This is a genomic window from Limnobacter thiooxidans (genome assembly GCF_036323495.1).
GTDB lineage: Bacteria > Pseudomonadota > Gammaproteobacteria > Burkholderiales > Burkholderiaceae_B > Limnobacter > Limnobacter thiooxidans.
Window position 1 is genome coordinate 236,109 of sequence record NZ_AP028947.1, and the last position, 24,371, is coordinate 260,479.

Sequence of the window (24,371 nt, forward strand, 5' to 3'; positions counted from 1 at the left end):
TAGGTAGTGGATTGAAGACCCCGAGTTGATCGGGTGTCCATATGGACTTCAGTGTTCTAAACCTTGAATTTCGCAATTTGAATGTTCATGCCTGATACCGAACCCCGCAGCTCGCCCACCAGTTGGGCAGCCTGACCAGTCAGGCTGGAGTTGACCTCGATCATGTCGACAATTTTTTCCATCTCTGCCGCCATGCACTGGCTGGCCTTGCTTTGCTCTGCAATCGACGCACAGATGTTTTCCGCGTTGATTTCTGTGAATTGAATGTTCTGGATGTTCTGGTCAAATGATTCGGTCAGCATGGCCAGGGAGTCTTTGCATTGCGTGAGCGATTGTTCTCCCTGCCCCAGGGCGCCCCGCACATCTCCCGCCTTGGCGGAAATTTGGAGGGTGATGGATTCGATCGAATTCGCGGCCTTGGTAGAAGACTCCGACAGGCTTCGTACTTCGTTGGCCACCACCGCAAAACCGCGACCATGTTCACCAGCCCGCGCTGCTTCAATGGAGGCATTCAAGGCCAGCAGATTCGTTCTGGACGCCAGTTCCTTGACCACTGCAGTCATCCGTTCAATCGCCATTGCATTGGATACAAACTCACCCACGTTGGATTGCACCTGCGAGAAGGCCAGGTTCACCTGTTCAATTTCGTGAACCAGGCTGCCCATGCTGGCTTTTCCTTCGTTGGTTGCCATACCCGTGCGGTGGGTAATGGCCTTGAGGTCAGTTGAATTGTCGGAAATGGAGGCAATGCTGACGGTCAGTTCCTCAACAGTGGTTGCAATCGATTTGCTGGCGTCAGACTGATTGGATGAGCCCTTGTCGATCTCTTCCAGTCGCGATGCCATGTCGCCCGTTACTCGTGAAGTCAATTCTGCACAGTCTTTGATTTTGCCCACCAGCATCCGCAGCGAACCGCTGACCGCGCCCAGCTGTGTCTCGATCTGGGCAATTTCATCGCGCCCTTCGCGTTGACACACGAAAGTCAGGTTGCCGTCTGCAAGGCGGTCAAGGGCTGACTTGATGCGAAGAATGGAATGAAGTACGTTTCTGCGAATCAGGTAACTGAGCAAGAGCGCCACCACCATGGCCAGTACCGACGCACCAAGGCCAATACGCAGTTGCGAATCGGACACTGCAACTGCCCGTTTCTGCGCATCGATTCCCAATTGGGTTTCAAGTTCCACCAGCCTGTTGACGAGGTCTGACAGCTTTACAAACTGGGCTTCGGTTTTGACCAGGTACACGGCCGACATGGACGCATCAATCGTGCTGAACTCGATGGTTTCCTTGATCACCTTGGCGTAGTTATCAATGGCTTGGTGAGCCTGAAGAAACAAAGTCTTTTCTTCCAGGCTCAGGTCGGGCATTCGTGCCAGCCCGGCTACCCGTGTTGACTCTGTCCTGAGATCGCTTTCTATCGCTTGCGCGAGTGGGGCGACAACTTCTTCAGAGGCATTGGACAACACTTTGCTGATCATCGACGCTGTTTGGGCCTGAGTTTTCATTACAGCGCCATAAATTTCGCTGGCCTGTTGCGCATATTGCATTCGAACGTTGTAAGCCTCTTCAAGAGATTGCCGAAGGCCGAAAATGGACTGGACTGCCAGGTAACAGACCAGTAGCACCACCAGCGCAAGGACCGCGGGTGCCAGAAAAAGCTTCGCACCAATGGTGAACCTGATGTGTCCAAATGACAGTTTTCTCAGGTTGAAGCCATAGGGCCCGGCTTTTGTTTTGCTCAACAATTGATCTCTCCCCTGGGTTGGTGGCAGCTGGCCATGACCATGTCTGATTGACGATGTCTTGACCATCTTGATCAAAAAGCTCGAGGCAAAAAGGGCGAGGAAAGCAGGTTTGTTTCAGTATTTTGAAGAATTAGCCCAGACGAGGTAACGCGCTTGGCGTAGATTCAGATTGGGCTGCGCTTGAGAGGAATTAGAGCATGGGCACCGGGCGGTGCCTATTTTTGGGCTAGTTCTGGATAGTGCGGCAGCGGAATTATTCCACCGAGAAACTTGATCCGCAGCCGCATGTGCTTTTGGCTTGCGGATTGTTGAACACGAAGCGTGACGCCAGCGTGTGAGTTTCGTAGTCGATTGTGGTGCCCTCAAGGTAGGGCGCACTGACCGGGTCGATGTACAGGTGAATGTACGGGTTGATCTGAACCAGAATATCGTCTTCGTCGGTTTCCCGCGCCAAATCGATTTTGTATTCAAATCCGGAACAGCCACCCCCTTGCACGTACAAGCGGATCATGGCGGGCTTGTGCATGTTGTCGCGCAGGTCAAGAATACGTTCCTGGGCTGAGTCAGTCAGGGACACATTGCAGGTGGGGGTAAGTGTTTCAGAGGTCATGTCAAATCAGGCTGGTTTCAGCTTTTTCGGTTTCGCAACTGGCAATTCGCCAACTGCCATCCGAATGCTTCTCAAGCACATAGTATACGTTCCACAATGTTTTTTGTCGGTCAATCATTTGCACCGCATGCAAGGCGCTTGACCCATCGCTTTGAAACTTCACAAAACGTACCGAGGCGGGTTCAAGTACCACATCGTAACCATCGCGCACCATTTGCATGAATTTGTCCGCATTGCCGAACAGGCCTTGGATGGTGGGGGTTGCATAAGAAAAGGCCCTGGGCCCATCGCCTTGCTTGAAAGCTTCAAGTTGGGCCTCTATCACTGCCCTTGATGTCTGGCGGTCTTCGGCTTCGCCAGCGTGACTCATGCTGGTGGTAAAGGCGGCGGCCAAACCTGCCGCAAAAAAGACAAGCCACAGTTTCCAGATTCGTTGCCGAATACTGCTTTCGCGGTCTGTACGCGGTTTTCGCCTGGGTACTTCCTGAGATTGATCGGACATTGTCAAACTGCCTCCACTTCCAACCGAACATTTCTGTAGTTTGCCATGAAATTCAAAAAATTGGCTACTCCCTTCCATCTACTTGAAAGGCGAGCAAATTTTCAGTATTTGTAATCTCCATTCTGCTTTTGTGACAGTTTTTGACACTCCCGCTGCAAAACGCCTGTCATGTGGCTCACATAAATTCTCGGAGTTAATTAGTTGCGCCTCAAATTCAAGGGAGAGTCAGGATGTCGCATTATCAACAAGATGACGTAATTACCAATCTGTCCGACAACGAACATTTTCAGGAAGTGGTAGACCGTGCATTGGCCAACCCCGCACGCCGCAACGTGTTGCGCGGTGGCGTCGGCCTGGCTGCCGCGTCAACACTGCCGCTGCTGGCATCCTGCGGTGGCGGTGGTGATGCGGTAGCGTCCACCGGCACAGGTGTTGCCCCCCTGCAGCAGGCTTCTGCCCTGACTTTTAACGCTGTGGCCAAGTCGATTGCCGACGATGTCATGCTGCCGCCCGGTTATACCTACCAAGTTCTGCACGCCACTGGCGATCGCATCAACACCAGCATTCCCGCTTACAGCAACCTGGGTACTGAAGCTGACGATTGGGCCCAGCGCATTGGTGACCACCACGATGGCATGGACATCTTCTTCATCGACTCAGCAGGTCGTGCCACACGCGAAGACACCGGTCGCGCCGTGTTGGCAGTCAACCATGAAAGCTCCGCTGATGCCCACTTCTTTCACCCGCGTGGCCAAACCACCGGTGGTGTGAATGGCAAGAAGTTTAGCCAGTTCGGTGGCTGGGACCTGTTGGACCGCCCCGTGGACGAAGTGTTGAAAGAGATCAACCACCACGGCGTGTCTCTGGTTGAAATTGTTCGCGGCACTGATGGTCGCTGGAGTGTCGACCTGGCCTCAAACCGGAACCGCCGAGTGACAGCACAAACCTTGATGCGCATCAACGGCCCAGCCGCTCACATCAACGACATTCGCCGTTTCATGGTGACCCGGTTTGACACCACAGGTGTGTCCAGTCGCGGAACTTTGAATAACTGCGGCCATGGCACCACGCCATGGGGCACTTACCTGGCCTGTGAAGAAAACTGGGCCTTCTACTTCAATATGCCCAAGGGCTCTAACCCTGTAAGTCCGCGTGAGCAAGCCTCCCGTGCACGTTATGGCGTACCATCTGCCCCCATCGCAATGGCGGCGACATCATCCACGTCGCAAGGCTGGTTCACGGCAAGCCGCGGCGATGACCGTTTTGACCGTTGGGACCTCTCGGCTGCCGGCGCAGCCGCCGATGGCAGCCAGGACTTCCGTAACGAAGCCAACACCTTCGGCTACAACGTGGAAATTGATCCCTTGGACCCCCGCAGCCTGCCCCGCAAGCGTGTGGCCATGGGCCGCTTTGCGCACGAAGCAGCGGTTGTTGGTATTCCTGTAGCGGGTCAGCCCCTGGCCTTCTACATGGGTTGCGATTCGCAAAACGAATACGTTTACAAGTTCGTGACTGCCGCCAACTGGGACCCAGCCGATTTTGGTCGTGGCCTTGTGGCAGGTGACAAGTATCTTGACGAAGGCAAGCTTTACGTCGCCAAATTCAATGACACAGGTCGTGGCGAATGGATTGAATTGACCATTACCGACACACGCATTCAAAACTATTCCACCTACGTGTTTGCCAACCAGGCGGATGTATTCGTGAATGCACGCCACGCTGCTACAGCAGTGGGTGCCACCAAAATGGACCGTCCGGAATGGGGCGCTGTGAACCCGGTCAATGGCGATGTGTACTTCACCATGACCAACAACAGCAGCCGCAACATCGGTAACACCGATGCAGCCAACCCGCGCGCTTACGCTGGTAGCAACGGTTCAACCGGTTCGGGCAACCCCAATGGCCACATCATTCGTCTGAAGGAAGACGGCACACGCGCCACAGCAACTGCCTTCGACTGGGACATCTTCCTGTTCGGCGCACCTGCGGCCGCACCGGCCAACTTGTCCGGCCTGAGCGAGAACAACGACTTCTCTTCCCCTGACGGCTTGTGGTTCAGCAAGAAAACCGGCATTTGCTGGATTCAAACTGACGACGGCGCCTTCACTGGCTCTACCAACTGTATGTTGCTGGCTGCCTTGCCAGGCAAGGTGGGTGATGGCCAAGCCATCACTGTCAACAACACCCTGGGGGGCACTGAAGCACAGCAATCATTCATTGGTGCTGCCTTGGGTGATGCAAAGCTGCGTCGCTTCTTGGTGGGCCCCAAGGGCTGTGAAATTACGGGTATTACCGAGACACCCGATGGCAAGGCCATTTTCGTCAATATTCAGCACCCTGGTGAGCGTACTGCTGCCTTGGGCATGGCAGCGGACTTTACCTTCCAGTCTACTTGGCCTGCTGGCAGTGCCTCTGCTGGAAATTACGGCCCGGCCGGTAGCCTGCGCCCACGTTCAGCCACCATTGTGATTCGTCGCACTGATGGCGGGGTTATCGGCGCAGAATAACCGCTCCGGTTACAAGTTGTGATCAGACTGTATTTGCAGGCTGAATTTGGCCCCGGCTTCCCCAAAGGAGGTCGGGGTTTTTACTTGTTTGAATCTATTGCCCGACTGCCGGGGTACCAATTCATCAAGGCCATGTTGTTTGGAGTAATGCTTGTGTCTGTAAAAAAGCTGTTAATCGCTGCGTTGTGTGCAATTCCGGCATTGATTCACTTGCCCGCTCACGCGCAAGTTACGCCACAAAGCTCCTCCACAACCCACTTGCGCTGGGTGGTCAATATGCCCAACGCCCAATCTGCGGACATGCTGAACAAGCTTCAAGCCGTTTTGGGTGTACCTGTGAAAATGGTTCGCCCCCTGCTTCAACCCAACAGTTACCTGATCGAAATGCAGCGTCTGCCCGTGTTGGGCAGTTTACAAGGCACGCAGGCCATAGCCTCTGTGTTGAATGCCCTGCCTGGGGTCAACTTTGCCAGCCCGGACATTCAACTGAAGCGGGCCGCCGTACCTGCGCCCAGTGACACACGTTACGCCGCCAACCAGGCCAGTTATCTTCACAATGGGGCGTATGCATCCTTGAGAATGCAGGATGTTTGGGCTCAAACCCGCGGAAGCAGTAGTGTGGTCATCGCTGTGCTTGATTCCGGCGTTTTGTTTGACAACCCCGAACTCAAAGGTCGCCTGTTGCCCGGTTACGACTTTGTCAGCCAGGTGACACCGCCCACGGGCAATCGCGAAGCGGGGCCTTTGCTGGATTCAGGCTCGAATGATGGCAATGGCCGAGATCCCGATCCTTCCGATCCAGGTGATGCACCACCCAATGGAACCACTTGCCCGGATGGTTCGAACACCAGTTCATGGCACGGCACTACGGTGGCCTCAGTGGCGGCAGCGCAGTCCAACAATGGGCAGTTCATCGCAGGCATGGACTGGAATGCCAAAATTTTACCTGTTCGGGTTTCAGGGCGTTGCGGCATTGCAAGCAGCTCCGACATCGTGGATGCCTTTTACTGGGCCACCGGCTCGGGGCGGGTTGACCCCAGCATTGGCGTGAATCCCAACCCAGCCAATGTCATCAATCTCAGTTTTGCCACTGATACCCCCTTGCTGGGCGGTGGTTGCTCAGTTGCCGATCCCGTTGCACTGGCCATTGCCGATGCCCGTGCCCGCAATGTGTCGGTTGTTGTCTCCGCTGGCAACAACTCGGGTGGTGCGGTTCAATACCCGGCCAACTGCGCCGGCTCCATTGCAGCCGGCGCAGCGCAACAGAATGGGCAATTGGCCACTTATACTGCAAAGGGTACCAGTAATGGTTTTCTGACCCTGCATGCCCCAGGAAATGCAAATGGCTTTTATGCCGCCGTCAGCAACACAGGGTCTTCAACCCCACAAGCCAACGGCACAGCGTTGCAGTTGGTGGCGGGTACCAGTTTTTCCGCACCGATGGTCGCTGGGGCTATTTCCTTGCTGAAGGCGGTCAGGCCAGATTTGACGCCTGCCCAAATTGAAAACCTGTTGCGCAACAACGCTTTGGCATATCCTGCCAATGCAGATTTCGGGACTAGTATTTTCAGGCCAACGCGCCGCAATTGCACAGCATTCAGCTGTGGTGCCGGTTTGTTGAATCCGCTGGGAACATTGAATGCTGTTCGCGCATTGTCCAATGCCCTGCCCGTGGCCAATGTGCCTCAGTCTGCCGTGGTCGGTAACAACGGACCCTTTGTGATTGATGCTGGCTTAAGCAGCAACAGCACAGGTGGCGCTGGCAATCTGACTTACCGTTGGCAGCAAGTTTTTGGCCAGCCAGTGGTTCTGGCCGGCATTGATTCAGATACCTTGCAGGTTCAGTCAGGGCTGGCTGGCAATATCGCCGAGTTTGCCCTTACCGTGACCGACACCTCCATCAATCGCATCCACACCAGTGTTGTTCGTCTTGTTGGCAATGGGGTGAATGAACGCATGTTTGCACCCAGCGCTGCGGTCGGCGAGAGCAACAGCGATGGTGTGGCTGCAGCCCCTGTGGCTTCAGCTTCGCAAGGCGGTGGCGGTGGGGCTTTGGGGTTGTACGGGCTGTTGGCCTTGTGGGCCGGGTTGGGCTTGTGGCGGTCCTCGCAAGCAGGGCTTAAGGGGGCGTGAACAGAAAATTGGGATAGAATTGATGATTACTTGGTCATACCTCCATTGACAATCAGCCAAGACCATTCATGCCCAACGCCGACACGTTTCAAGAAAAGACCGACATCCGCTGGGAATACGCTTCCGTAATCGGCATCCTGCTGATCTGGGTCAGTATTCTGTCCCTGAAAATCGGGGTGGGCCTTATCGCCGGCTTGGCCATTTTTGCCCTTACCCGTTTCACGCGCCGTGGCTTTGGTCGCCTGCTGCAACCCCACATCAACAAGTTCAAGGGCCCGTTCATGCGCGGCCTGTTCGGGTGGTTGCCCACGTTCATGACCACTGCCGTGGTGGCCGCTGCTGTAGTGTTGCTGGGGGTCGGCCTGAACAGTGGCGTGCGGTTCGTGCTGCAAACCATGACCCAACAAGGGCCACAGTTGGTTGAAGAGGCCTTGCGCAATCTGAACTCGGTTACTGCCAGCCTGCCCGACACCATTCGGGCGCACATACCCGGCAAGCCCAGCGACCTGTTCAAGATGATCAGCAAAGACGACAGCGACTTCGTGGGCTACATTCGAAGTTTTGGTGGTGCCAGTTTCTTCATTTTCCTGCAATTTGTGTTTGCGCTAATTCTGGGTGTCTCTGCTGCATTGATGGTGCCAGCCCCAGTGGTTGGTACAGCGCCCCGTCCATTGGCCACGGCATGGATCCAAACCCTTGAGAACTACGTGCGTTGTTTCACCTTGCTCATGGGCGCGCAGGTGTATGTCAGTATCTGGAACACATTCTGTACCGCGGTTTTCATTTACGGTATTTTGCCCGCCTTCGATGTGGTGTTGCCTTTCCGGGAATTGCTGTTGATGTTCACTGCGGTGGCCAGTTTGATACCCGCCGCCGGCAACATCATGGCCAACACCCTTATTCTGGTACTGACCATTCGCTACGGCGTGTTTGTGGCTCTGGGCTCAGTGATGTACCTGTTCGTCATCCACAAGCTGGAATACTTTGTGAATGGCTACATCATCGGCCGCAACGTACGTGCCAGCGTGCCCGAAATGCTGATTGCCATTGTGCTGGGTGAAGTGGCATTTGGTTTGCCGGGGTTGATCACTGCGCCGGTGACCTATGCGTTTCTAAAAATGCACTGGCAGAAGTGGGGGTGGGTTTGAATTCACCCAAAATTCAATTTTGGGTGTTGTCGAGAAACAGGCCTGAATACCTCAGAGAAACCCTGTTGTCAGCCAGTGCACAAATTGCACCGGGGATTGAAATTCTCGTGTCCGACAATTCGGACAATGATGACATTGTCAGCATGGTGGCCAGTGAGTTTCCTCAAGTAAAGGTCATTGCCAGAAGACCGGTTTTGCCTGCGCTGACTCATTTCCGAGTTGTGTTGGCTGAGGCAAGCGCTGAATACATCACCCTGTTTCACGACGATGATGTTTTGCTCCCCGGTTATTTCACAGAGCTTTCCAGAATGCTGGATCAGTGCCCCGAAGCATCTGCTGCGGCCTGTGATGCAACAATCATTCGAGGTGACATACCCACATCGACATTGCTCATCGGCAGCAGCAAGGTGGATCGTCACCTGTTGAACTCCGAGCAATTGTTGCTGCCTTATCTTCAGTTTCAGCGCCTCGGCCCCGCACCTTTTCCGGCTTACATGTATCGCCGCTCCAAAATCGGAGGTCTTTGCCTGAACCCCTTGTGGGGTGGAAAGTATGCTGATGTGTCGTTTTTGTCAGAAGTCGCCAGGCGAGGCCCAATTCTGGTCAGTTGCAAGCCCTTGATGAGTTACCGGATTCATCCCGGCAATGACAATGCCAGCGAACTGGTTGGGTCACGTCTTCGTCTGTTGCGCTACCTTTTGACCCAAACCCTTTTTACACGTCAATCGAAGGCCATTCGACATTTCAAATTCAGATATTGGTCCAAGTGGTATCGGGAAAATCAGCACGAACGAATTCATCCCAACCGGTTGAAAGTTGTTCGACGATTCCTTGTTTTGAATGGACTGCGCCTGGCGCTTACAGAACCAGGCTTTTGGCTCAGATTCTTCAATCGCGCCCGCCGATAGGAAGACACCATGTTAATTACCCTGGCGGGTCGATTGGTTCAATTTGGCTTGTTGCTTGTCAACATCAAAGTCATGACAAGTTTGTTGGTGCCCACCCAATATGGCTTGATGTCGCTTTATCTCGCAATCAACCTGTTTTTTGGTTTTGTCTTCGTTAACCCGGTGGGAACCTACATCAATCGTCATTTGCGTTTGTGGCAGGGCGAGGGGTTGCTGTATTCCAAATTCCGTCTGTTTCTGCCTTACTGGGCATTTCTGGCCATCGCGTGCTTCGTCGGGTTAATCGTTGCGCGTGCAGCGGGGTTGCTGTTCGAAGACGAGTCGCTTTGGGCTCTTTTAATTTGCAGCTTGCTGGTCTTGTCCTCCACTTTGTTCAACACCTTGGTGCCCTCTTTGAATTTGTTGGGTCATGACAAATCATTCGTGATTCTCACGGTGGTCACATCTGCCTTGGGTCTTGCGCTGTCATCCCTGTTTGTCATGATTTTTGAAGCCAATGCAGGTAATTGGCTGGCTGGTCTGGTTCTCAGCCAGGTGCTCGGCACATGTTTTTCGTTTGCTTTTTACAAACGCCTTGGCTTGAAAAAAACAACAAGCCAAGCCGAGCCCATTATTCAAGTGTTGTCCAAGTCAGTTTTTCCTTATGCCTGGCCAGTCCTTCTTTACACGCTGTTGATCTGGTCAAGTTTTCAGGCTTACCGGTTTGTGATTGAGGAATATTTTTCCCTCCTTGAGCTGGGCCTGGTTGTTGCAGGCTATTCCGTCGCGATACAAATCATTGCGGCCACGGAACAGATCGCCAACACCTGGTTTCTGCCCCGCTTTTATGCCGAATGCGACTCGCCCAACCCTGCAGTGCGGTCGCAAGCCACAGCGAAGTACGTGTGTTCAATGGCAACGCCGGTCATTTTGGCTTTGTTTGCAGTTTTGACCGGTGCTGACCTGCTGATCAAGATCATGTTGGGCGCTGCTTATCAAGACACGAAAATTTATTTGCTCTTGGGGGTTCTTATTGAGGCTTTTCGCGTTGTGGCCAACGCAACAGGTTTAAGATTCCACCAATCCCGTCAGACCAGCCGGCTGGTATGGCCCGCTTTCTGTGCCCTGCTACTGATCATTGTGCTGGTGGCTATTCAGGATTTGACACTGGTCTCCATCATGGTGAGCATGATCGCAGGCGCAATTTTCCTGCTCGTGTTGATGTTCGACAAGTCACTGCTTCTCAATGTTTTTACTGCAGGTGCAAGGCAGTTCAAGGTTTTCCCTGCTGCTCTGCTTGTGCTTGTTTTTCTCGGTCTTGTTGTCCTGAAGCCTTACCTTGAGTTTCAATTTTATTCTGCGTTGTGGGTGGTGTTGTGGGCGCTGGTGGGCGCAAGTTATTTGAGATCAGTATTGAAGCAAGTTAAACAACAATGAAAAAAATTTCGTTCATTAATACCCATGAGGCGATCAACGTTGGGAATCGTCTCTTTGAATCCGAAACCTATGAGCTGGGAGACGGGTTGCTCACGCCCTTCACTGAAATGCGTGATGCAGCAAGGTTGGATGGCTATGATTTCGCAACCTACCACCTGAACCCGCTGGAAACATCGAACGCCGTGGTGTGTCTCGACATGCCATCTGTGGCGCTACAGGCCAGGATCGCAAAACTGAGCGTGCCAAAGTACCTGTTCATTTTTGAATGCCCCTTGATTCGCCCGGATGACTGGGAAAGCAGTCAGCATGCAATTTTTGACCGTGTTTTCACTTACGACAGAACACGTTGGCGCGGCGGCAAATACCTGAACTACGCCATGCCTTATTCCATGCGTAGAACCATTGTGCAGAGCCCGAAAACAAGGTTCATGTGCCTGGTGGCTTCCAACAAAGTGATTTTGAGGCAGCGAAGTGGCTATGACGACAGGCGAGACCTGATCGAATACTTCAGAAAGACCAAGATGCAGGGTTTCGACCTCTATGGCCGTGGCTGGGAGTTTTACGTAAGTGCCTCTCGGTTGCTGAACCGGCTATTCGCCAGGTTCGGCAGCAAGGCCCCTTGGCTGCGCCGGTTTTGTACGGCACTGCCTTTTTATCAAGGCGCTTTGGTCAACAAACTGCAAACCATTAGCCAGTACAAGTTCATTTATTGCAACGAAAACTTCTCGCATCCCGGTTACCTCACTGAAAAAATTCTCGATGCAATGTGGGCTGGTTCTGTTCCTGTTTATTCGGGCCCACCTGACATCGACGACTTTATTCCTCAAAACTGCTACGTTGCCGCGCATGACTTTCCGTCGGTTCGTGCCTTGGTAGACCATCTGAGTACGATGAGCTCAGCCCAGTACATGGACTATTTGACCAATATTCAACGTTTTCTTGAAAGTGAAAAAGCCCATGTTTTCAGCTCGGACAGTTTCTACGCCGGGCTCAAGTCAGTATTGGACGAAGACCTATGAGACGCAAAATCGCAGTGGTCACCACCAGCGTTTTACAGGTCAAGTTTTTTCTGGTTCCCCACCTGACTGAACTTCAAAAAGAGTTCGATGTAACCTTGGTGTTGAACAACGACTATCCAGAGCTTTTGGCTAGTTTGGGTTTGCCAGTCCGCATCAAGTTAATGGATATCCAGCGAAAAGTATCGCCAGTCAAAGACCTGGCTGCGTTGACGAAGTTGGTCCTCTTTTTCAGGAAAGAGAAATTTGACATGGTCCACAGCGTGAATCCCAAAGCAGGTCTTCTCGCCATCGTTGCTTCCTGGTTGGTGCGGGTGCCTGTACGCGCACACATTTTTCAAGGCGAGGTGTGGGCCAACAAGCAAGGGCTGTGGCGTTTTATTCTGAAAAACCTCGATCGCCTGGTCAGTTTTTGCGCCACAAATTTGACAGTGGTCAGCCAGTCCGAGCGGCGCATTCTGATTGCTGAAAAGGTCATTGGCGCAAGCAAGTCCCGCGTATTGGGCAATGGCTCAATTGGTGGTGTTGATCTGGCCCGGTTCAAGCCAGAGCCCAAGACTCGGTCTGAATTGCGAAGCCGGTTTGGTTACGAAGATCAGCATGTGGTCTATATGTATTTGGGCCGTTTGACTGGGGAAAAGGGACTCCACGAGTTGGCGCAGGCTTTTGACAGGGTGGCAAGTTTGCATCCTGAGGCCCGTTTGCACCTGGTTGGCCCCGACGAGGACAACATCCAGCAAAGCTATGTCGGTTTGATTGACCGACACCCTGGGCGAATACAGATTGAGCCATTTTCGAAAACGCCTCACCACGATTTGCAAGTGGCCGACGTGCTGGTCTTGCCCAGTCATCGAGAGGGTTTTGGCGTTGTGATCATTGAAGCTGCTGCGCTGGGCGTACCCGCTATTGGCAGCCGGATTTACGGCATTTCAGATGCACTGGTCGAAGGGCAAACCGGGTTGATGTTTCAGCCCAAAGACCACAATGATCTTGCCAAGGTCATGGTTGAAATGCTTGATCCTCAACTGCGTAACGCTTTGGGTGAGGCTGCAAGACGCCGTGTTCAAGAACAGTTCGACCAGCACATGGTGATTGCCGCTTTCATGGAGTATCATCGCACCCTGTTAAAGGCCACGGCTTGATGAACCAGTCTTCCTTGTTAATGCTTTTGGTAACTTGCGTACTTTCCGTACTTTTCACGGGCTTGGTTCGCCATTACGCACTCAGCCGGGGTGTTCTGGATGTACCCAACGCCCGCAGCTCTCATGAGCGACCCACGCCACGAGGCGGTGGCTTGGGCTTGGTTCTGGCCTTTGGTCTGTCAATTGCGTATTCAATTCTCGTGCGCGACAGTACTCAACCTCACACTTTTTTTCTGATCGCCTTGCTGGTCGCAGGCGCTTTGGTTGCAACAGTGGGTTTTGTGGATGACCATGGGGGCTTGCCAGCCAAATGGCGATTGCTGATACACCTGCTCAGCGCTTCAATTCTGGTGTTTGCCATGGGTGAGCCTGTCCGCCTTGACCTGGGGTTGGGGCCCATCGAATTGCCCTGGCTGGCTTATCCCTTGTCGATACTGGGCATTGTGTGGATGCTGAACCTGACCAATTTCATGGACGGCATTGATGGGCTTGCTGGTGGGCAAGTTGTATTGGCATCCGGGTTCATTGCCATTTTTGTTTTGTGTTGCACTCAAAGTACAGAAGCGGCTCTTCCTGTGGCCTTACTTGCAGCCAGTGCGTTGGGTTTTTTGATCTGGAATTTTCCACCGGCCCGTATTTTCATGGGTGATGTGGGCAGTGGTACCTTAGGGCTTGTTCTTGGTGGTTTTGCCGCTTGGCACTCGGTCACTTTGGGCTCGCAGTGGCTTTATGTGTGGTTGCTGTTGATGGGTGTTTTTGTGGTGGACTCTACCTACACCCTTACACGCCGTTTGTTGCGAGGGCAGAATATTGCACAGGCGCATCGGTCTCATGGCTATCAACGGGCCAGCCGTCAACTCGGTGCGCACAAGCCAGTTACACTGGCGTGTTACCTGATCATCACGGTGTGGTTGGCACCCTGGGGTTGGGCGGTGGCAACCACGAAAGTCCACGGTCTTGTCGCCTTGGGCGTTGCTTACTTACCCCTTGTATTGCTTGCCAAGTACTTCAGGGCAGGCGAGTTGGACGATTGAACTGACATGGCTTTCTCGACATTCTTCCGGTTTCTAAAGAACCTGCCTGGTTATTCAAGCAGCCCGATCGCCTGGCCTCGCTCAGTCAAACAAGTCGTGCTGATCCTGGTCGACTGTGCCTGCCTCTTTTTCGCTGTTTGGGGCGCTTACTCCCTGCGTATCGGGCAATTCATCGAGCCTACTTTTTGGCAATGGGTTTTGTTCGCTGCAGCGCCATTGGTTGCCATACCCGTGTTTGCCGTCAACGGCCTGTACCGTTCGGTCATTCGGTATGTGGGTGAAAAGGCGCTTTGGCAAATTATCAAATCCATGTTTCTGGCTGTGCTCTTGTGGAGCGCCCTGGTATTTTTTCTGGATGTTCAACGTTTTGAGGCCGCACCGCGGTCGGTGCCTCCTCTTTACCTGTTGTTGGGAACCTGCCTTGTAGCAGCCAGTCGTTTTGGTGCGCGCTGGCTGATCTGGCTACCGGTTCGGCGGCGTATCAGCGACCGCCAGGTACTTATTTTCGGCGCAAATCCAGCAGGTATCCAGTTGGCCGAGTCGTTGATGGCCGGGCAAGATCTTTTTCCGGCAGGTTTTGTGGACGACACCCCCAGCCTGATCCACAAAGATGTTTCGGGAATCCGTGTTTATCCCCCCAATCGACTCGCCTATCTAATCGATCATTACGAAATTCGTGAAGCGATTGTCTGTCTTCCCCAAGCCAGCAGTGCACGTCGACGCGAGGTGGTTGAATTGCTGGAAAAGCACCGGTTGCGCGTTAAAATTTTGCCAGCTCTCTCGGAATTGGCGACTGGCAAAAATCTGGTTAACCTGATTCGCGATGTTGACGTGGGTGACTTGCTGGGTCGTGATGCGGTCACCGCGGATCAGTCCATCCTCTCCAAGTGCATTCGTGGCAAGGTGGTTTTGGTCACTGGCGCAGGCGGTAGTATTGGCAGTGAATTGTGCAGTCAAATCGCTTCTCTGGGTCCCGCAAAGCTCATTCTTTTCGATCAGAGTGAACCTGCCCTGTACCAGGTGCATCGAAAAATTGAATCCACCGACCTTTGCCCGGTTGTGCCCTGTCTTGGATCGGTTTCAGACAAGTCCCGCGTGACACAGCTTTTTGAGGAACATGGTATTCAAACGGTGTACCACGCCGCGGCCCACAAGCACGTACCCCTGGTTGAAGGCAATGTTGCCGAAGGGGTCAAAAACAATATTTTTGGAACCCAAACCGTGGCCCGCGCAGCCATGGAGCAGGGTGCAGAAACATTCGTACTGATTAGCACCGACAAGGCAGTCAGGCCGACCAATGTCATGGGGGCCACCAAACGCTGGGCAGAAATCGCTATTCAAAACCTTTCTGCGTCCAACTCAGGCACCGTATTCTGTGCAGTACGTTTTGGCAACGTACTGGGTTCCTCAGGCAGTGTGATCCCGCTGTTCAAGGAACAAATTGCCAAGGGTGGACCTGTCACGGTTACCCATCCCGAGATCAATCGTTTTTTCATGAGCATTCACGAAGCGGTGGAATTGGTGATTCAGGCCAGCAGCATGGCCAAAGGCGGTGAAATCTTCCTGCTCGACATGGGTGAAAGCGTGAAGATTCTTGATTTGGCGCACAACATGATTCGCCTGGCGGGGTTCAGGCCACTGGACCCCGCCACCGGTGAGGGCGACATCGCCATCGAGTTCAGTGGTTTGCGCCCGGGCGAAAAGCTGTATGAAGAGCTGTTGATCGACAACAACAACGCTGTGGGCACCCTGCACCCCAAAATACTGGCAGCTCATGAGCCCAATGCCAGCAAAGCAGAGTTCACCCGCCTGATGGCGGAACTCACCCAATTCCTTGAGCAACGCGATGAATCCAGTGCCCGTGAACTTTTACTGAAGGTGGCAAACCCATGAACATTGCTGCCTATGCCGTGGCCGGTGCCGCTTTTTTTGTGTCCATCAAGCCTGCCCCAACCAACCTGTTGTTGCTTGTTTGCCTGCTGGCTGTGTTGGTGGGGCGGCAAACGCGCACCAGGTTTGTCGAGTTGATGGCTCACCCTGTGGGTTGGGGTTCAATCGCTTTTTTTGCCTTGCTTTGCCTGTCACAGCTTTATTCGGTGTCATCTTGGACGCAAGCCGCAGACTACATTACCAAGTATGCCCGTCTGGCCTACATACCGTTTCTTGCGGCGGCCCTGTTGACGCCCAAAGACGCCTACCGGGTGCTTTATGCATTTCTGGCGGGTGTTCTGTTGACCCTGGTTCTTAGCTACCTCAACGCCTTCGTACCCGACTTTTGCCTTGACGTGGGTCTTGAAGGTTGCGGGCCTCCGGACAATCCATTTGTTTTCAAATCGCACATCACTCACGGCTTTTTCATGGCAGTGGGCGCAGGTTTGCTTGCTTTTTTTGCGCATCAACTCTTCATGAACAAGGGGCGCGTGGGCTTGATTGTCTTGTTGTTTGCCTTGGCCCTTGCTGCTGCAATCAACGTGTTGTTGATGATCGACGGCCGCACAGGTTGGTTGGTGTTTCTGATTTTTCCCGCTGTTTTGCTGGCCCGTCGTATTGGCTGGAAAGGCCTTGTTTTGGCGGCTGTGCTGGGTAGTGTTGTGCTGGTCGCAATGGGTTTGTTTCTCCCGGAGGTACGGGTACTTGTTGATCAGGCCCATCAGGAGTACCAAACCTGGCTTGCTTCAGGCGGTGTTTCAGCAGGCCGAAGCGGTATGCGGCTGACCTATTACGCACGAGCGATCGAGGCCATTGCACTACAACCTTGGTTCGGCTACGGTTTGGGTGGGGTGGAAAATGCCTTGAACTTGAAAGGTGTAGCGGGTGGAATATTTGCATTGAACAATCCCCACAACCAGTACCTTCTGTTCAGTTTGCAGGTGGGGCTTGTGGGCGTGCTGGTGTATCTTGTCTACTACGCCTCCGTAATGCGGCATACCTTGATCCACTCACCCATGCCTGCGGTGGTGTGGTCGTTTTTTGTTGCGTTTGCAGTTGGGAATTTATTCAACTCCTTCCACTTCGACATGAGTGAAGGTGTTCTCTTCGCTCTGGGTGTGGCTGTGTTTTGGTCGCTCAGCCTTGCCGCACACCCCAAGCGCTAATCACTTCAACTGCATTGTCTATTGAGCCGAGCTTTGGGGTGTATCCCAATTTGTGGGCAGGGCCGTGGTTGCTTGAAAAGTAGTTGAGCTTCACACCGGTGGCGTTCACGGAATCAATGTGCTCAGTCACTTCATATTGCAAACCAAAGTGGACATTCAGGGCTTTCAGCAAGTCAAACTTTGACACTGGGGCGGCGGAAAAGCAGTCGACAGCCATGTTGATTGCCCCGTGGTGCAGTATGCAGTCCATGAGTGAGCAAAAATCCGTTTGACTTAAATAGTCCCGAACCAGGTCCAGCGAATTGGTCTTGAAAACACTGCGGCTGTGTATGGCGCGGGCAGCATCATTGATCATGAAACGCGCATCAATTGATTGAGATGCACTCAGGTAATTGAACACCCGCAGGTCCACAATTCCCAGGTCTTTCAAAGACCGGTGTTTCGCCTCAGCATAAAACTTGGACACCCCATACCAGTCTTGCGTACCCAAGGTATTGATGGAAAAGGAAGCACAACTGGATTCATTGATGGGTAGCTCAAACCCCCCGCCAAATGCCGCACCACTGCTGAGAAATACATACCTGCAACCCGGGTGTTGCCTCAGGTAGCCCAGCACCAACTCATCGAACTGGTGGGTGATGTCCAGAATACTCGTGCCCAGCGCGGCGGCACGTGCAGGGTCGCCCACCCCGACGAAATTGGCAACCAGATCGTAGTTTTCCTGCCCAAATACAGCGTAGCTTTTTATGCCCAGTTCAGGCCTGTCTGTCCTGCCATAAAGAAATACCGCATGCTCATTCTGATGCTTCAGGTGACTGATCCAATCCCCCGCAATCTGGCTGGTGGCACCTACAATGGCGATTTTCATTTTGGATTGGCTTGCACGAATGCAGTAATCTGCTTTTCAATCGAATCAACATCAATGCCGTGTTCTTTAAGCAAGTAAGCATAGGTACCACAGCCATGACTGAACCGGTCTTGCACACCTATCCTTAATACGCGTCGCGGAGCATGCGTGCTGCTGACTTCGCACACCAGCGAACCCAACCCGCCGTCCGTGTGGTGTTCTTCCAGGGTAATCAAAAGTCTGTGCTGATTGCACACATCGGCCAAGGCCTGGGTGTTGATGGGTTTAATGGCCGGCACGCTGTACACCGACGCACCGGGCAAAGTCTTTTCAAGCAACTCCCTGGCAGTTTTCACCATGGAGCCTGTTGCAATCAATGCAATGTCAGCCCCAGCTTGTTCATGAAGGGGGAGAAGGGCGCCCAAAGGTGCTTGCAGGGGTTCACGGTGCACATCGCCCCGGTCTGATTTGCCCATGCGCATGTAGACCGGCCCTGTGCATTCATAGGCCCATTGCATGCACAGTGTTTGCTCAAACCGATCGGCAGGTGACAACACAGTCAAATTCGGTATTGCCCTTGTGCAGGCGATGTCTTCGGTGGACTGGTGGCTGGTGCCCAAGTGGCTGTAGACAAAACCTGCACCGTCACCCAGCAGCACAACCGGCAAATTGTCGTGTGCAATGTCCAGCTTGATCTGTTCTACCACCCGCACAGGAATGAATGCGGCCAGGCCATACACAAAGGGCTTGAAGCCCATGCGCGCAAGGCCTGCAGCCATGCCAACCATGTTCTGTTCTGCGATGCCTGCATTGATGTATTGCGCCGGGCATTCCTTGCGGAATGCATCAAACAGGGCGTAGCCATGGTCCCCGGTCAGCAGCAATACCTTGGGGTCTTTTTTGGCCAACGCAACAAGCGAATCTGAAAAGGCGGCTCTCATGGTTGGGCACCTGCCACTTCTGCGCAGGCTTGCGCGTAGGTGTCTTCATTCAAGCGTGTGTAGTGCCACATGTTGTTGTGTTCCATGAAGGAAACACCTTTGCCCTTCACTGTTTTTGCCACAATGGCTTTGGGCTGAGTTGAGTCGCTGGCCCACAGTTCACGCACTGCCTGCTCAATGTTCACTTCGTCGTGCCCGTCAATTGTTCGCGTTTCAAATCCAAACGCGGTCAACTTGTCTGCGATTGAACCCAGCGCTAGCACTTCCTGGGTCGTGCCCATGGCCTGAAATCCGTTTTCGTCCACAATCAGCATGAAGTTATTCAACTGGTGGTGGGCTGCAAACAGCGCACCTTCCCAAATGGGGCCTTCATTGATTTCGCCGTCACCCACCAAGGCATACACCTTTTGGTCCGTATTTTTCAGTTTTGCGCCCATGGCCATGCCCACACCTACCGAGAACCCGTGGCCCAGCGATCCGGATGTGACTTCAAGCCCGGGTATGCGGGAATCGGACAAGCCTTTCAAATCGCTGCCATCCGCAAAATAGCCTGTCACATGCTCAGGGCCAATCCAGCCCCGTTCCAGCATGCAGGCATATTGCGCCATCACGCCATGGCCTTTGCTCAGCACCAGGTAGTCGCGCCCTTCAGCCAGTGGGTTGTTGTCGGTATAACGCAAGAAAGAACGGTGCAAAACAGCAAGCAGTTCGATAATCGAAAATGCACAGCCAATGTGCACGGTTTTCCCGTGCCAGGCCATGTCCAGCACTGTTTTTCTCAGGTGTGCGGGCTTGTATTGGGTGTGCAATTTAAAACCCAACCCCAAAAAACTCTTCAATTTTCTGCACCACGTAATCCAGGTGTGCGGTGGTCAAGCCTGGGTACACACCCAGCCAGAAGGTCTGGTTCATCACGATGTCGGTGTTTGTCAGTTCACCACTAACCCGGAAGTTTCTTCCAATCATGTAAGGTTGGCGTGTCAGGTTGCCGGCAAACAAAAGGCGTGTACCAATCTTGGCCTGGTCCAGGTAGTTCAGCAAGTCCACGCGTTTCACGCCGCTTTCTTCTTTCAGTACCAAGGGGAAGCCGAACCAGGAGGGTTCAGAATTTGGTGTGGCCACCGGCAGGTGGAAATAATCCTGCAGGCCTTCCAGTTTGCTGCGCAAGTAATCGTAGTTGGCTTTTCGCGATTCAATAAAGCCTTCCAGCCGGTCCATCTGTGCCAATGCACAGGCAGCCTGCATGTCCGTGATTTTCAGGTTGTAGCCCGCGTGGCTGTAGGTGTACTTGTGGTCATACCCTTCAGGCAGTTCACCCAGCTTCCAGCAAAAGCGCTTGTTGCAGGTGTTGTCTTTGCCGGGTGGGCAATAGCAATCACGGCCCCAATCACGAAAGCTTTCTGCAATCACCTTCAATTCGTCGTTGTTGGTGAACACCGCGCCGCCTTCGCCCATCGTGATGTGGTGCGCAGGGTAAAAGCTCAGGGAGGCGATGTCACCAAAAGTGCCCACCGTTTGCCCGTTGTATTTGGCGCCCAGGGCGTCGCAGGTGTCTTCAACCAGCCAAAGCTTGTACTTCTTGCACAGGGCAGTAACCACGTCGAGGTTAAACGGGTTGCCCAGGCTGTGCGCCAGCATGATGGCCTTGGTTTTCGGACCAATGGCCGCTTCAATTTTTGTGGCATCAATGTTGTGGGTGTGCAAGTCCACATCCACGAATACCGGCACCGCACCAAATTGCAGAATCGGGTTCACAGTTGTTGGAAAGCCCGCGGCCACGCCAATGACCTCGTCACCCGGCTTGATCGCCCGGTCGCCCAGTTTGGGGCTGGTCAGGGTTGAGAATGCCACCAGGTTGGCCGATGAACCCGAATTCACGGTCAGCACATGCTTAACCCCCAAAAACTTGGCCAGGCGTGCCTCAAACATCGTGTTGAACCGGCCTGTGGTCAGCCAGCAATCCAGGCTTGCTTCCACCATCATTTGAATTTCGGGTGTGCCCACCACCTTGCCTGAAACAGGCACTGCGCTTTCGCCTGGCACAAAGGCCTTGGGCGCGTGCACGGCTTCTGCGTACTGTTGAACCAGTTCTGCGATTTGAGCGCGCAGTGCTTCCGGGTTGGTTTTGTGGAATGTGACTGGCTCGCTCATGCTGCTTCCTTGTTGCTGATATGGGTGTATTCGTTGATGTGTTGAATGCAAAGCTCGCGGGCATTGTCACCGGCAAGCCAGGCCTTGTGCCAGTGCACAATTTTTTCCAGGGCTGTGCCCAAATTCCATTGGGGTTGCCATTGCAAATGGCGTTTTGCTTTGGAAATATCCAATTTTAAATAATTGGCTTCGTGCGGGTTGGCTTGGCCGTCTAATTGCCAGCTTGCGTTGTGGCCCCACAACTTCACCATGTGGTCGCAAATCCAGCCAACGGGTTGTACATCTTCGTCCTTCGGGCCAAAATTCCAGCCATCTGCAAAGTCAGGGTGATCGCCTGTGTACAGGTTTTCCGCCAACACGAAGTAACCGCTCAAGGGCTCCAGCACGTGCTGCCATGGTCGGGTTGCACTCGGGTTTCGAATGACCACGGCTTGCTGTTTCTCGAATGCACGCAGAATATCCGGCACCAAGCGGTCCTCGGCCCAGTCGCCGCCCCCGATCACATTGCCGGCACGCACGCTGGCCAAGGCCGGAGAACCCGGTTTGCTGAAAAACGATTTTCTGTAGGCGCTGGTTACCAGTTCTGCACAGCCTTTGCTGTTGCTGTAAGGGTCATGTCCACCCATGGGCTCATTTTCCCGGTAGCCCCATTCCCATTCGCGGTTTTCATAACACTTGTCGGTCGTGATGTTCACAATGGCTTTCAGATTGGCGCATTTGCGCGCTGCTTCCAGCACATGCACGGTACCCATCACGTTGGTTGAATAGGTTTCAACAGGTTCACGGTAGCTAAGCCGCACCAAGGGCTGCGCTGCCATGTGGATCAGGATATCCGGGTTAAAGCTCACCATGCTGTTCGTGATGGCAGCCAAATCGCGTATGTCGCCAAGCTCGCTTTCCATGCAGGTGGCTACGTGGGCTTGTTCAAACAGAGAAGGGCTGGTTGGCGGTGGCAAGGAAAAGCCTTTCACAACAGCGCCCATGTGTTGCAACCAAAGTGCAGCCCAACCCCCTTTAAAGCCCGTGTGGCCTGTCAGAAAAACACGTTTGCCCTTCCAGAACTTCGGGTTCACCTGGCCGTGCATTTGTCCATCCATGCGCGCTTTCATCCTAGTCCCATTTTTTCCACGGTGCTTTGCCACTGGCCCACAGTTCTTCCAGCAGGTGCTTGTCGCGAAGCGTGTCCATGGGTTGCCAAAATCCGTGGTGCTCAAAGGCCATCAATTCGCCATCTTCAGCCAATTGCTGCAGGGGGGCTTGTTCCCACACCGTGTCATCACCCTTCAAATGGCCCAGCACTTTGGGACTGAGTACGAAAAACCCGCCATTGATCATGGCGCCATCGCCTTTCGGCTTTTCCTTGAAATTCAAAACACGGCCATTTTTCATGTCCAGTGCGCCAAAGCGGCCCGGCGGAAAAGTCGCGGTCAGCGTGGCGGCCTTGCCATGCTTTTTGTGAAAATCAATTGAAGCCGTAATATCAATGTCGCCTACGCCGTCGCCATAAGTAAAACAGAAGGCCTCGTCGTTCTCGATGTACTTGCGCACCCGGTTCAGGCGGCCACCCGTCATGGAATGTTCACCGGTGTCCACCAGCGTCACGGTCCATGGTTCAGCGCGCTTCTGGTGCACTTCCATCTTGTTGTTACGCATGTCAAAGGTGACGTCTGACATGTGCAGGAAGTAATTGGCAAAATATTCCTTGATCACATAGCCCTTGTAGCCACAGCAGATGATGAAGTCGTTCACGCCATGCGCTGAATAACTTTTCATGATGTGCCACAAAATTGGCATGCCACCAATTTCAACCATGGGCTTGGGCTTGATACTGGTTTCTTCACTTAGGCGCGTACCCAAGCCACCTGCAAGAATTACGGCTTTCATTGGTTAGAGCTCACAAAGGCATCTGAATGGAATTTGTGGGATGGTAACCCACTTTGTATCAAGGCCGCCTTGGCTGATTCAATCATGCTGATTGAACCACAGGCGTATACAGCGCACTCACTTAAATCGTGTTCATCTTCCAGTACCGCTTGTTGTACATAGCCCGTTCGGCCTGTCCATTCAGGGCCTGGGCGGCTTAATAGCAAATGGGCCTGTACATTTGGCCCTGCCAGGTCATGTAAGTCGGTATAAATATCGGCGTCATTCCGGTTGCCCCAATACACATGAATTTCCGGGCGTTTTGCAGCATCTATTTGAATAAATTGCTCAAGAATGGATTTAACCGGAGCCAAACCAGTTCCTGTGGCCAGTAACAGTAGCTTTTTCGGGGCAGGGGAACGCACAAAGAATGTGCCCAGCGGGCCTTCAAAGCGCAGCAGGTCATTCACCTTGGCCTGTTCAAACCAATACTGGCTGAATGCCCCGCCTTCAACTTTTTTGATATGCAGTTCGATCTTGTTGTCTGCTCGGGGTGCATTGGCCACCGAGTAGCTGCGCCTCAAGCTGTTTGGGCCGATCACGGAAACATACTGCCCTGGCAAAAATTGCAGGCTGTTGTTGGGCGGCGTGCGCAGCACCACGCGGATCACTGAATTGTTCAAATAGTCAATGGCATCAATTCGGGCTGGGCAGGTTTTCACGGTCAAACCTTGCAACTCGGGCAGGTCTTCCGAATCCAGTTGAAGGTCGGTGGTGGCCGCACGGCAGCAAGTCAGAACAAATCCCTGCTCGCGTTGCTGTGCATTCAAGCTGATCTCCGATTTCAGAACCTCAGTATTGCCAGCCATTACGCGGCTTGCGCATACCCCGCACTGCCCGGTTTTACAGCTGTGTTCAAGAGAGATGCCATTTGCCAGTGCATTGTCCAAAATGGAAATGGCAGGTTTGCAGGTAAAGCGGGTGCCGTTTTGAAGTACGACGTCGGGCATGGAGGCGCGTCCGGGAAAGCCTTGGAAGCGCGTATTTTACCTCAGCCCATCGGTGGATGTATTTTCAGTTTGATTGAGGGCTGTTTCAGGTAGTGAATCCAGATGGCTGAAATGGAAGTAAAAGCAACAACGGCACCCCAAAATCCAACTCATTACCCTGAATAGGGTGTGTATAATTTCGGCAGGTGTGTTGTATTAAACCTTCCGGGGAAGATGTCGTAATCACGAAGATGCGCCACCTGTAGCGATTTGCCGTTCGGGCATCTTTGCCTTTCCAGTTTCCAATTGTGCTTGCCTGCCTGC

The 24,371-nt window shown here is 53.3% G+C and carries 20 protein-coding genes; 10 read left to right on the forward strand and 10 right to left on the reverse strand.

Going from position 1 to position 24,371, the window contains the following annotated elements; genetic code table 11:
- Nucleotides 1–56 precede the first annotated feature (56 nt).
- From RGQ30_RS01110 to RGQ30_RS01120, 3 genes are all read right to left on the reverse strand, one after another.
- The gene (locus RGQ30_RS01110; RefSeq protein WP_338284624.1) at nucleotides 57–1,742 is read right to left on the reverse strand and encodes a methyl-accepting chemotaxis protein; all 1,686 of its coding nucleotides are present in this window, start codon (nucleotides 1,740–1,742) and stop codon (nucleotides 57–59) included.
- A 256-nt stretch (nucleotides 1,743–1,998) separates the two neighbouring features.
- Nucleotides 1,999–2,355, reverse strand: coding sequence for a HesB/IscA family protein (locus RGQ30_RS01115; protein WP_130557042.1), 357 nt, complete (start codon nucleotides 2,353–2,355; stop codon nucleotides 1,999–2,001).
- Nucleotide 2,356: 1 nt separating this feature from the next.
- Nucleotides 2,357–2,857, reverse strand: coding sequence for a DUF4864 domain-containing protein (locus RGQ30_RS01120; RefSeq protein ID WP_298218588.1), 501 nt, complete (start codon nucleotides 2,855–2,857; stop codon nucleotides 2,357–2,359).
- Between the two features lie 230 nt (nucleotides 2,858–3,087).
- On the opposite strand from RGQ30_RS01120, the gene RGQ30_RS01125 reads away from it, so the two are divergent.
- The 10 genes from RGQ30_RS01125 to RGQ30_RS01170 all read left to right on the forward strand — a co-directional run bounded on the left by RGQ30_RS01125 (nucleotide 3,088) and on the right by RGQ30_RS01170 (nucleotide 17,256).
- On the forward strand, nucleotides 3,088–5,364 hold the full coding sequence (locus tag RGQ30_RS01125) for a PhoX family protein (RefSeq protein WP_130557040.1): 2,277 nt from the start codon (nucleotides 3,088–3,090) through the stop codon (nucleotides 5,362–5,364).
- A gap of 84 nt (nucleotides 5,365–5,448) precedes the next feature.
- Entirely contained in the window at nucleotides 5,449–7,497 is a 2,049-nt protein-coding gene (locus tag RGQ30_RS01130) for a S8 family serine peptidase (RefSeq protein ID WP_130557039.1), read from the forward strand.
- 68 nt (nucleotides 7,498–7,565) lie between these two features.
- Entirely contained in the window at nucleotides 7,566–8,645 is a 1,080-nt protein-coding gene (locus tag RGQ30_RS01135; RefSeq protein ID WP_130557038.1) for an AI-2E family transporter, read from the forward strand.
- Entirely contained in the window at nucleotides 8,642–9,553 is a 912-nt protein-coding gene (locus tag RGQ30_RS01140) for a glycosyltransferase family A protein (protein ID WP_338284625.1), read from the forward strand. The genes RGQ30_RS01135 and RGQ30_RS01140 overlap by 4 nt, the downstream gene beginning before the upstream one ends.
- 9 nt (nucleotides 9,554–9,562) lie before the next feature.
- Nucleotides 9,563–10,969 (forward strand): lipopolysaccharide biosynthesis protein, encoded by a 1,407-nt coding sequence (locus RGQ30_RS01145; RefSeq protein WP_130557036.1) that lies wholly within the window; start codon nucleotides 9,563–9,565, stop codon nucleotides 10,967–10,969.
- Nucleotides 10,966–11,988 carry a glycosyltransferase family 10 domain-containing protein gene (locus tag RGQ30_RS01150; protein ID WP_130557035.1) on the forward strand — a complete coding sequence of 341 codons (1,023 nt, stop codon included), beginning with the start codon at nucleotides 10,966–10,968 and terminating at the stop codon, nucleotides 11,986–11,988. Before RGQ30_RS01145 ends, RGQ30_RS01150 begins: the two co-directional genes overlap by 4 nt.
- Nucleotides 11,985–13,127, forward strand: coding sequence for a glycosyltransferase (locus RGQ30_RS01155; protein ID WP_130557034.1), 1,143 nt, complete (start codon nucleotides 11,985–11,987; stop codon nucleotides 13,125–13,127). The genes RGQ30_RS01150 and RGQ30_RS01155 overlap by 4 nt, the downstream gene beginning before the upstream one ends.
- On the forward strand, nucleotides 13,127–14,161 hold the full coding sequence (locus RGQ30_RS01160) for an MraY family glycosyltransferase (RefSeq protein WP_130557033.1): 1,035 nt from the start codon (nucleotides 13,127–13,129) through the stop codon (nucleotides 14,159–14,161). The genes RGQ30_RS01155 and RGQ30_RS01160 overlap by 1 nt, the downstream gene beginning before the upstream one ends.
- Nucleotides 14,162–14,167: 6 nt before the next feature.
- Nucleotides 14,168–16,054 (forward strand): polysaccharide biosynthesis protein, encoded by a 1,887-nt coding sequence (locus RGQ30_RS01165; protein ID WP_130557032.1) that lies wholly within the window; start codon nucleotides 14,168–14,170, stop codon nucleotides 16,052–16,054.
- Nucleotides 16,051–17,256, forward strand: a complete 1,206-nt coding sequence (locus RGQ30_RS01170) for an O-antigen ligase family protein (RefSeq protein WP_130557031.1) — start codon at nucleotides 16,051–16,053, stop codon at nucleotides 17,254–17,256. Before RGQ30_RS01165 ends, RGQ30_RS01170 begins: the two co-directional genes overlap by 4 nt.
- Here RGQ30_RS01170 and RGQ30_RS01175 read toward each other — a convergent pair.
- Genes RGQ30_RS01175 through RGQ30_RS01205 form a run of 7 tightly spaced genes read right to left on the reverse strand, consistent with a single transcriptional unit; the run spans nucleotide 17,228 to nucleotide 24,068 of the window.
- Nucleotides 17,228–18,124, reverse strand: coding sequence for an NAD-dependent epimerase/dehydratase family protein (locus tag RGQ30_RS01175; RefSeq protein ID WP_130557030.1), 897 nt, complete (start codon nucleotides 18,122–18,124; stop codon nucleotides 17,228–17,230). The two genes, RGQ30_RS01170 and RGQ30_RS01175, sit on opposite strands and share 29 nt — an antisense overlap.
- Entirely contained in the window at nucleotides 18,121–19,044 is a 924-nt protein-coding gene (locus RGQ30_RS01180; protein ID WP_130557029.1) for a transketolase family protein, read from the reverse strand. Before RGQ30_RS01180 ends, RGQ30_RS01175 begins: the two co-directional genes overlap by 4 nt.
- Entirely contained in the window at nucleotides 19,041–19,883 is an 843-nt protein-coding gene (locus tag RGQ30_RS01185) for a transketolase (RefSeq protein WP_338284628.1), read from the reverse strand. Before RGQ30_RS01185 ends, RGQ30_RS01180 begins: the two co-directional genes overlap by 4 nt.
- Entirely contained in the window at nucleotides 19,855–21,195 is a 1,341-nt protein-coding gene (gene rfbH, locus RGQ30_RS01190) for a lipopolysaccharide biosynthesis protein RfbH (protein ID WP_130557028.1), read from the reverse strand. Before rfbH ends, RGQ30_RS01185 begins: the two co-directional genes overlap by 29 nt.
- Nucleotides 21,192–22,304: a CDP-glucose 4,6-dehydratase gene (rfbG, locus tag RGQ30_RS01195; protein ID WP_338284629.1), complete on the reverse strand. Its 1,113-nt coding sequence runs from the start codon at nucleotides 22,302–22,304 to the stop codon at nucleotides 21,192–21,194. Before rfbG ends, rfbH begins: the two co-directional genes overlap by 4 nt.
- A gap of 1 nt (nucleotide 22,305) precedes the next feature.
- On the reverse strand, nucleotides 22,306–23,079 hold the full coding sequence (gene rfbF, locus RGQ30_RS01200; protein ID WP_130557027.1) for a glucose-1-phosphate cytidylyltransferase: 774 nt from the start codon (nucleotides 23,077–23,079) through the stop codon (nucleotides 22,306–22,308).
- Nucleotides 23,076–24,068 carry an FAD-binding oxidoreductase gene (locus tag RGQ30_RS01205; RefSeq protein WP_130557026.1) on the reverse strand — a complete coding sequence of 331 codons (993 nt, stop codon included), beginning with the start codon at nucleotides 24,066–24,068 and terminating at the stop codon, nucleotides 23,076–23,078. Before RGQ30_RS01205 ends, rfbF begins: the two co-directional genes overlap by 4 nt.
- Nucleotides 24,069–24,371: the final 303 nt, after the last annotated feature.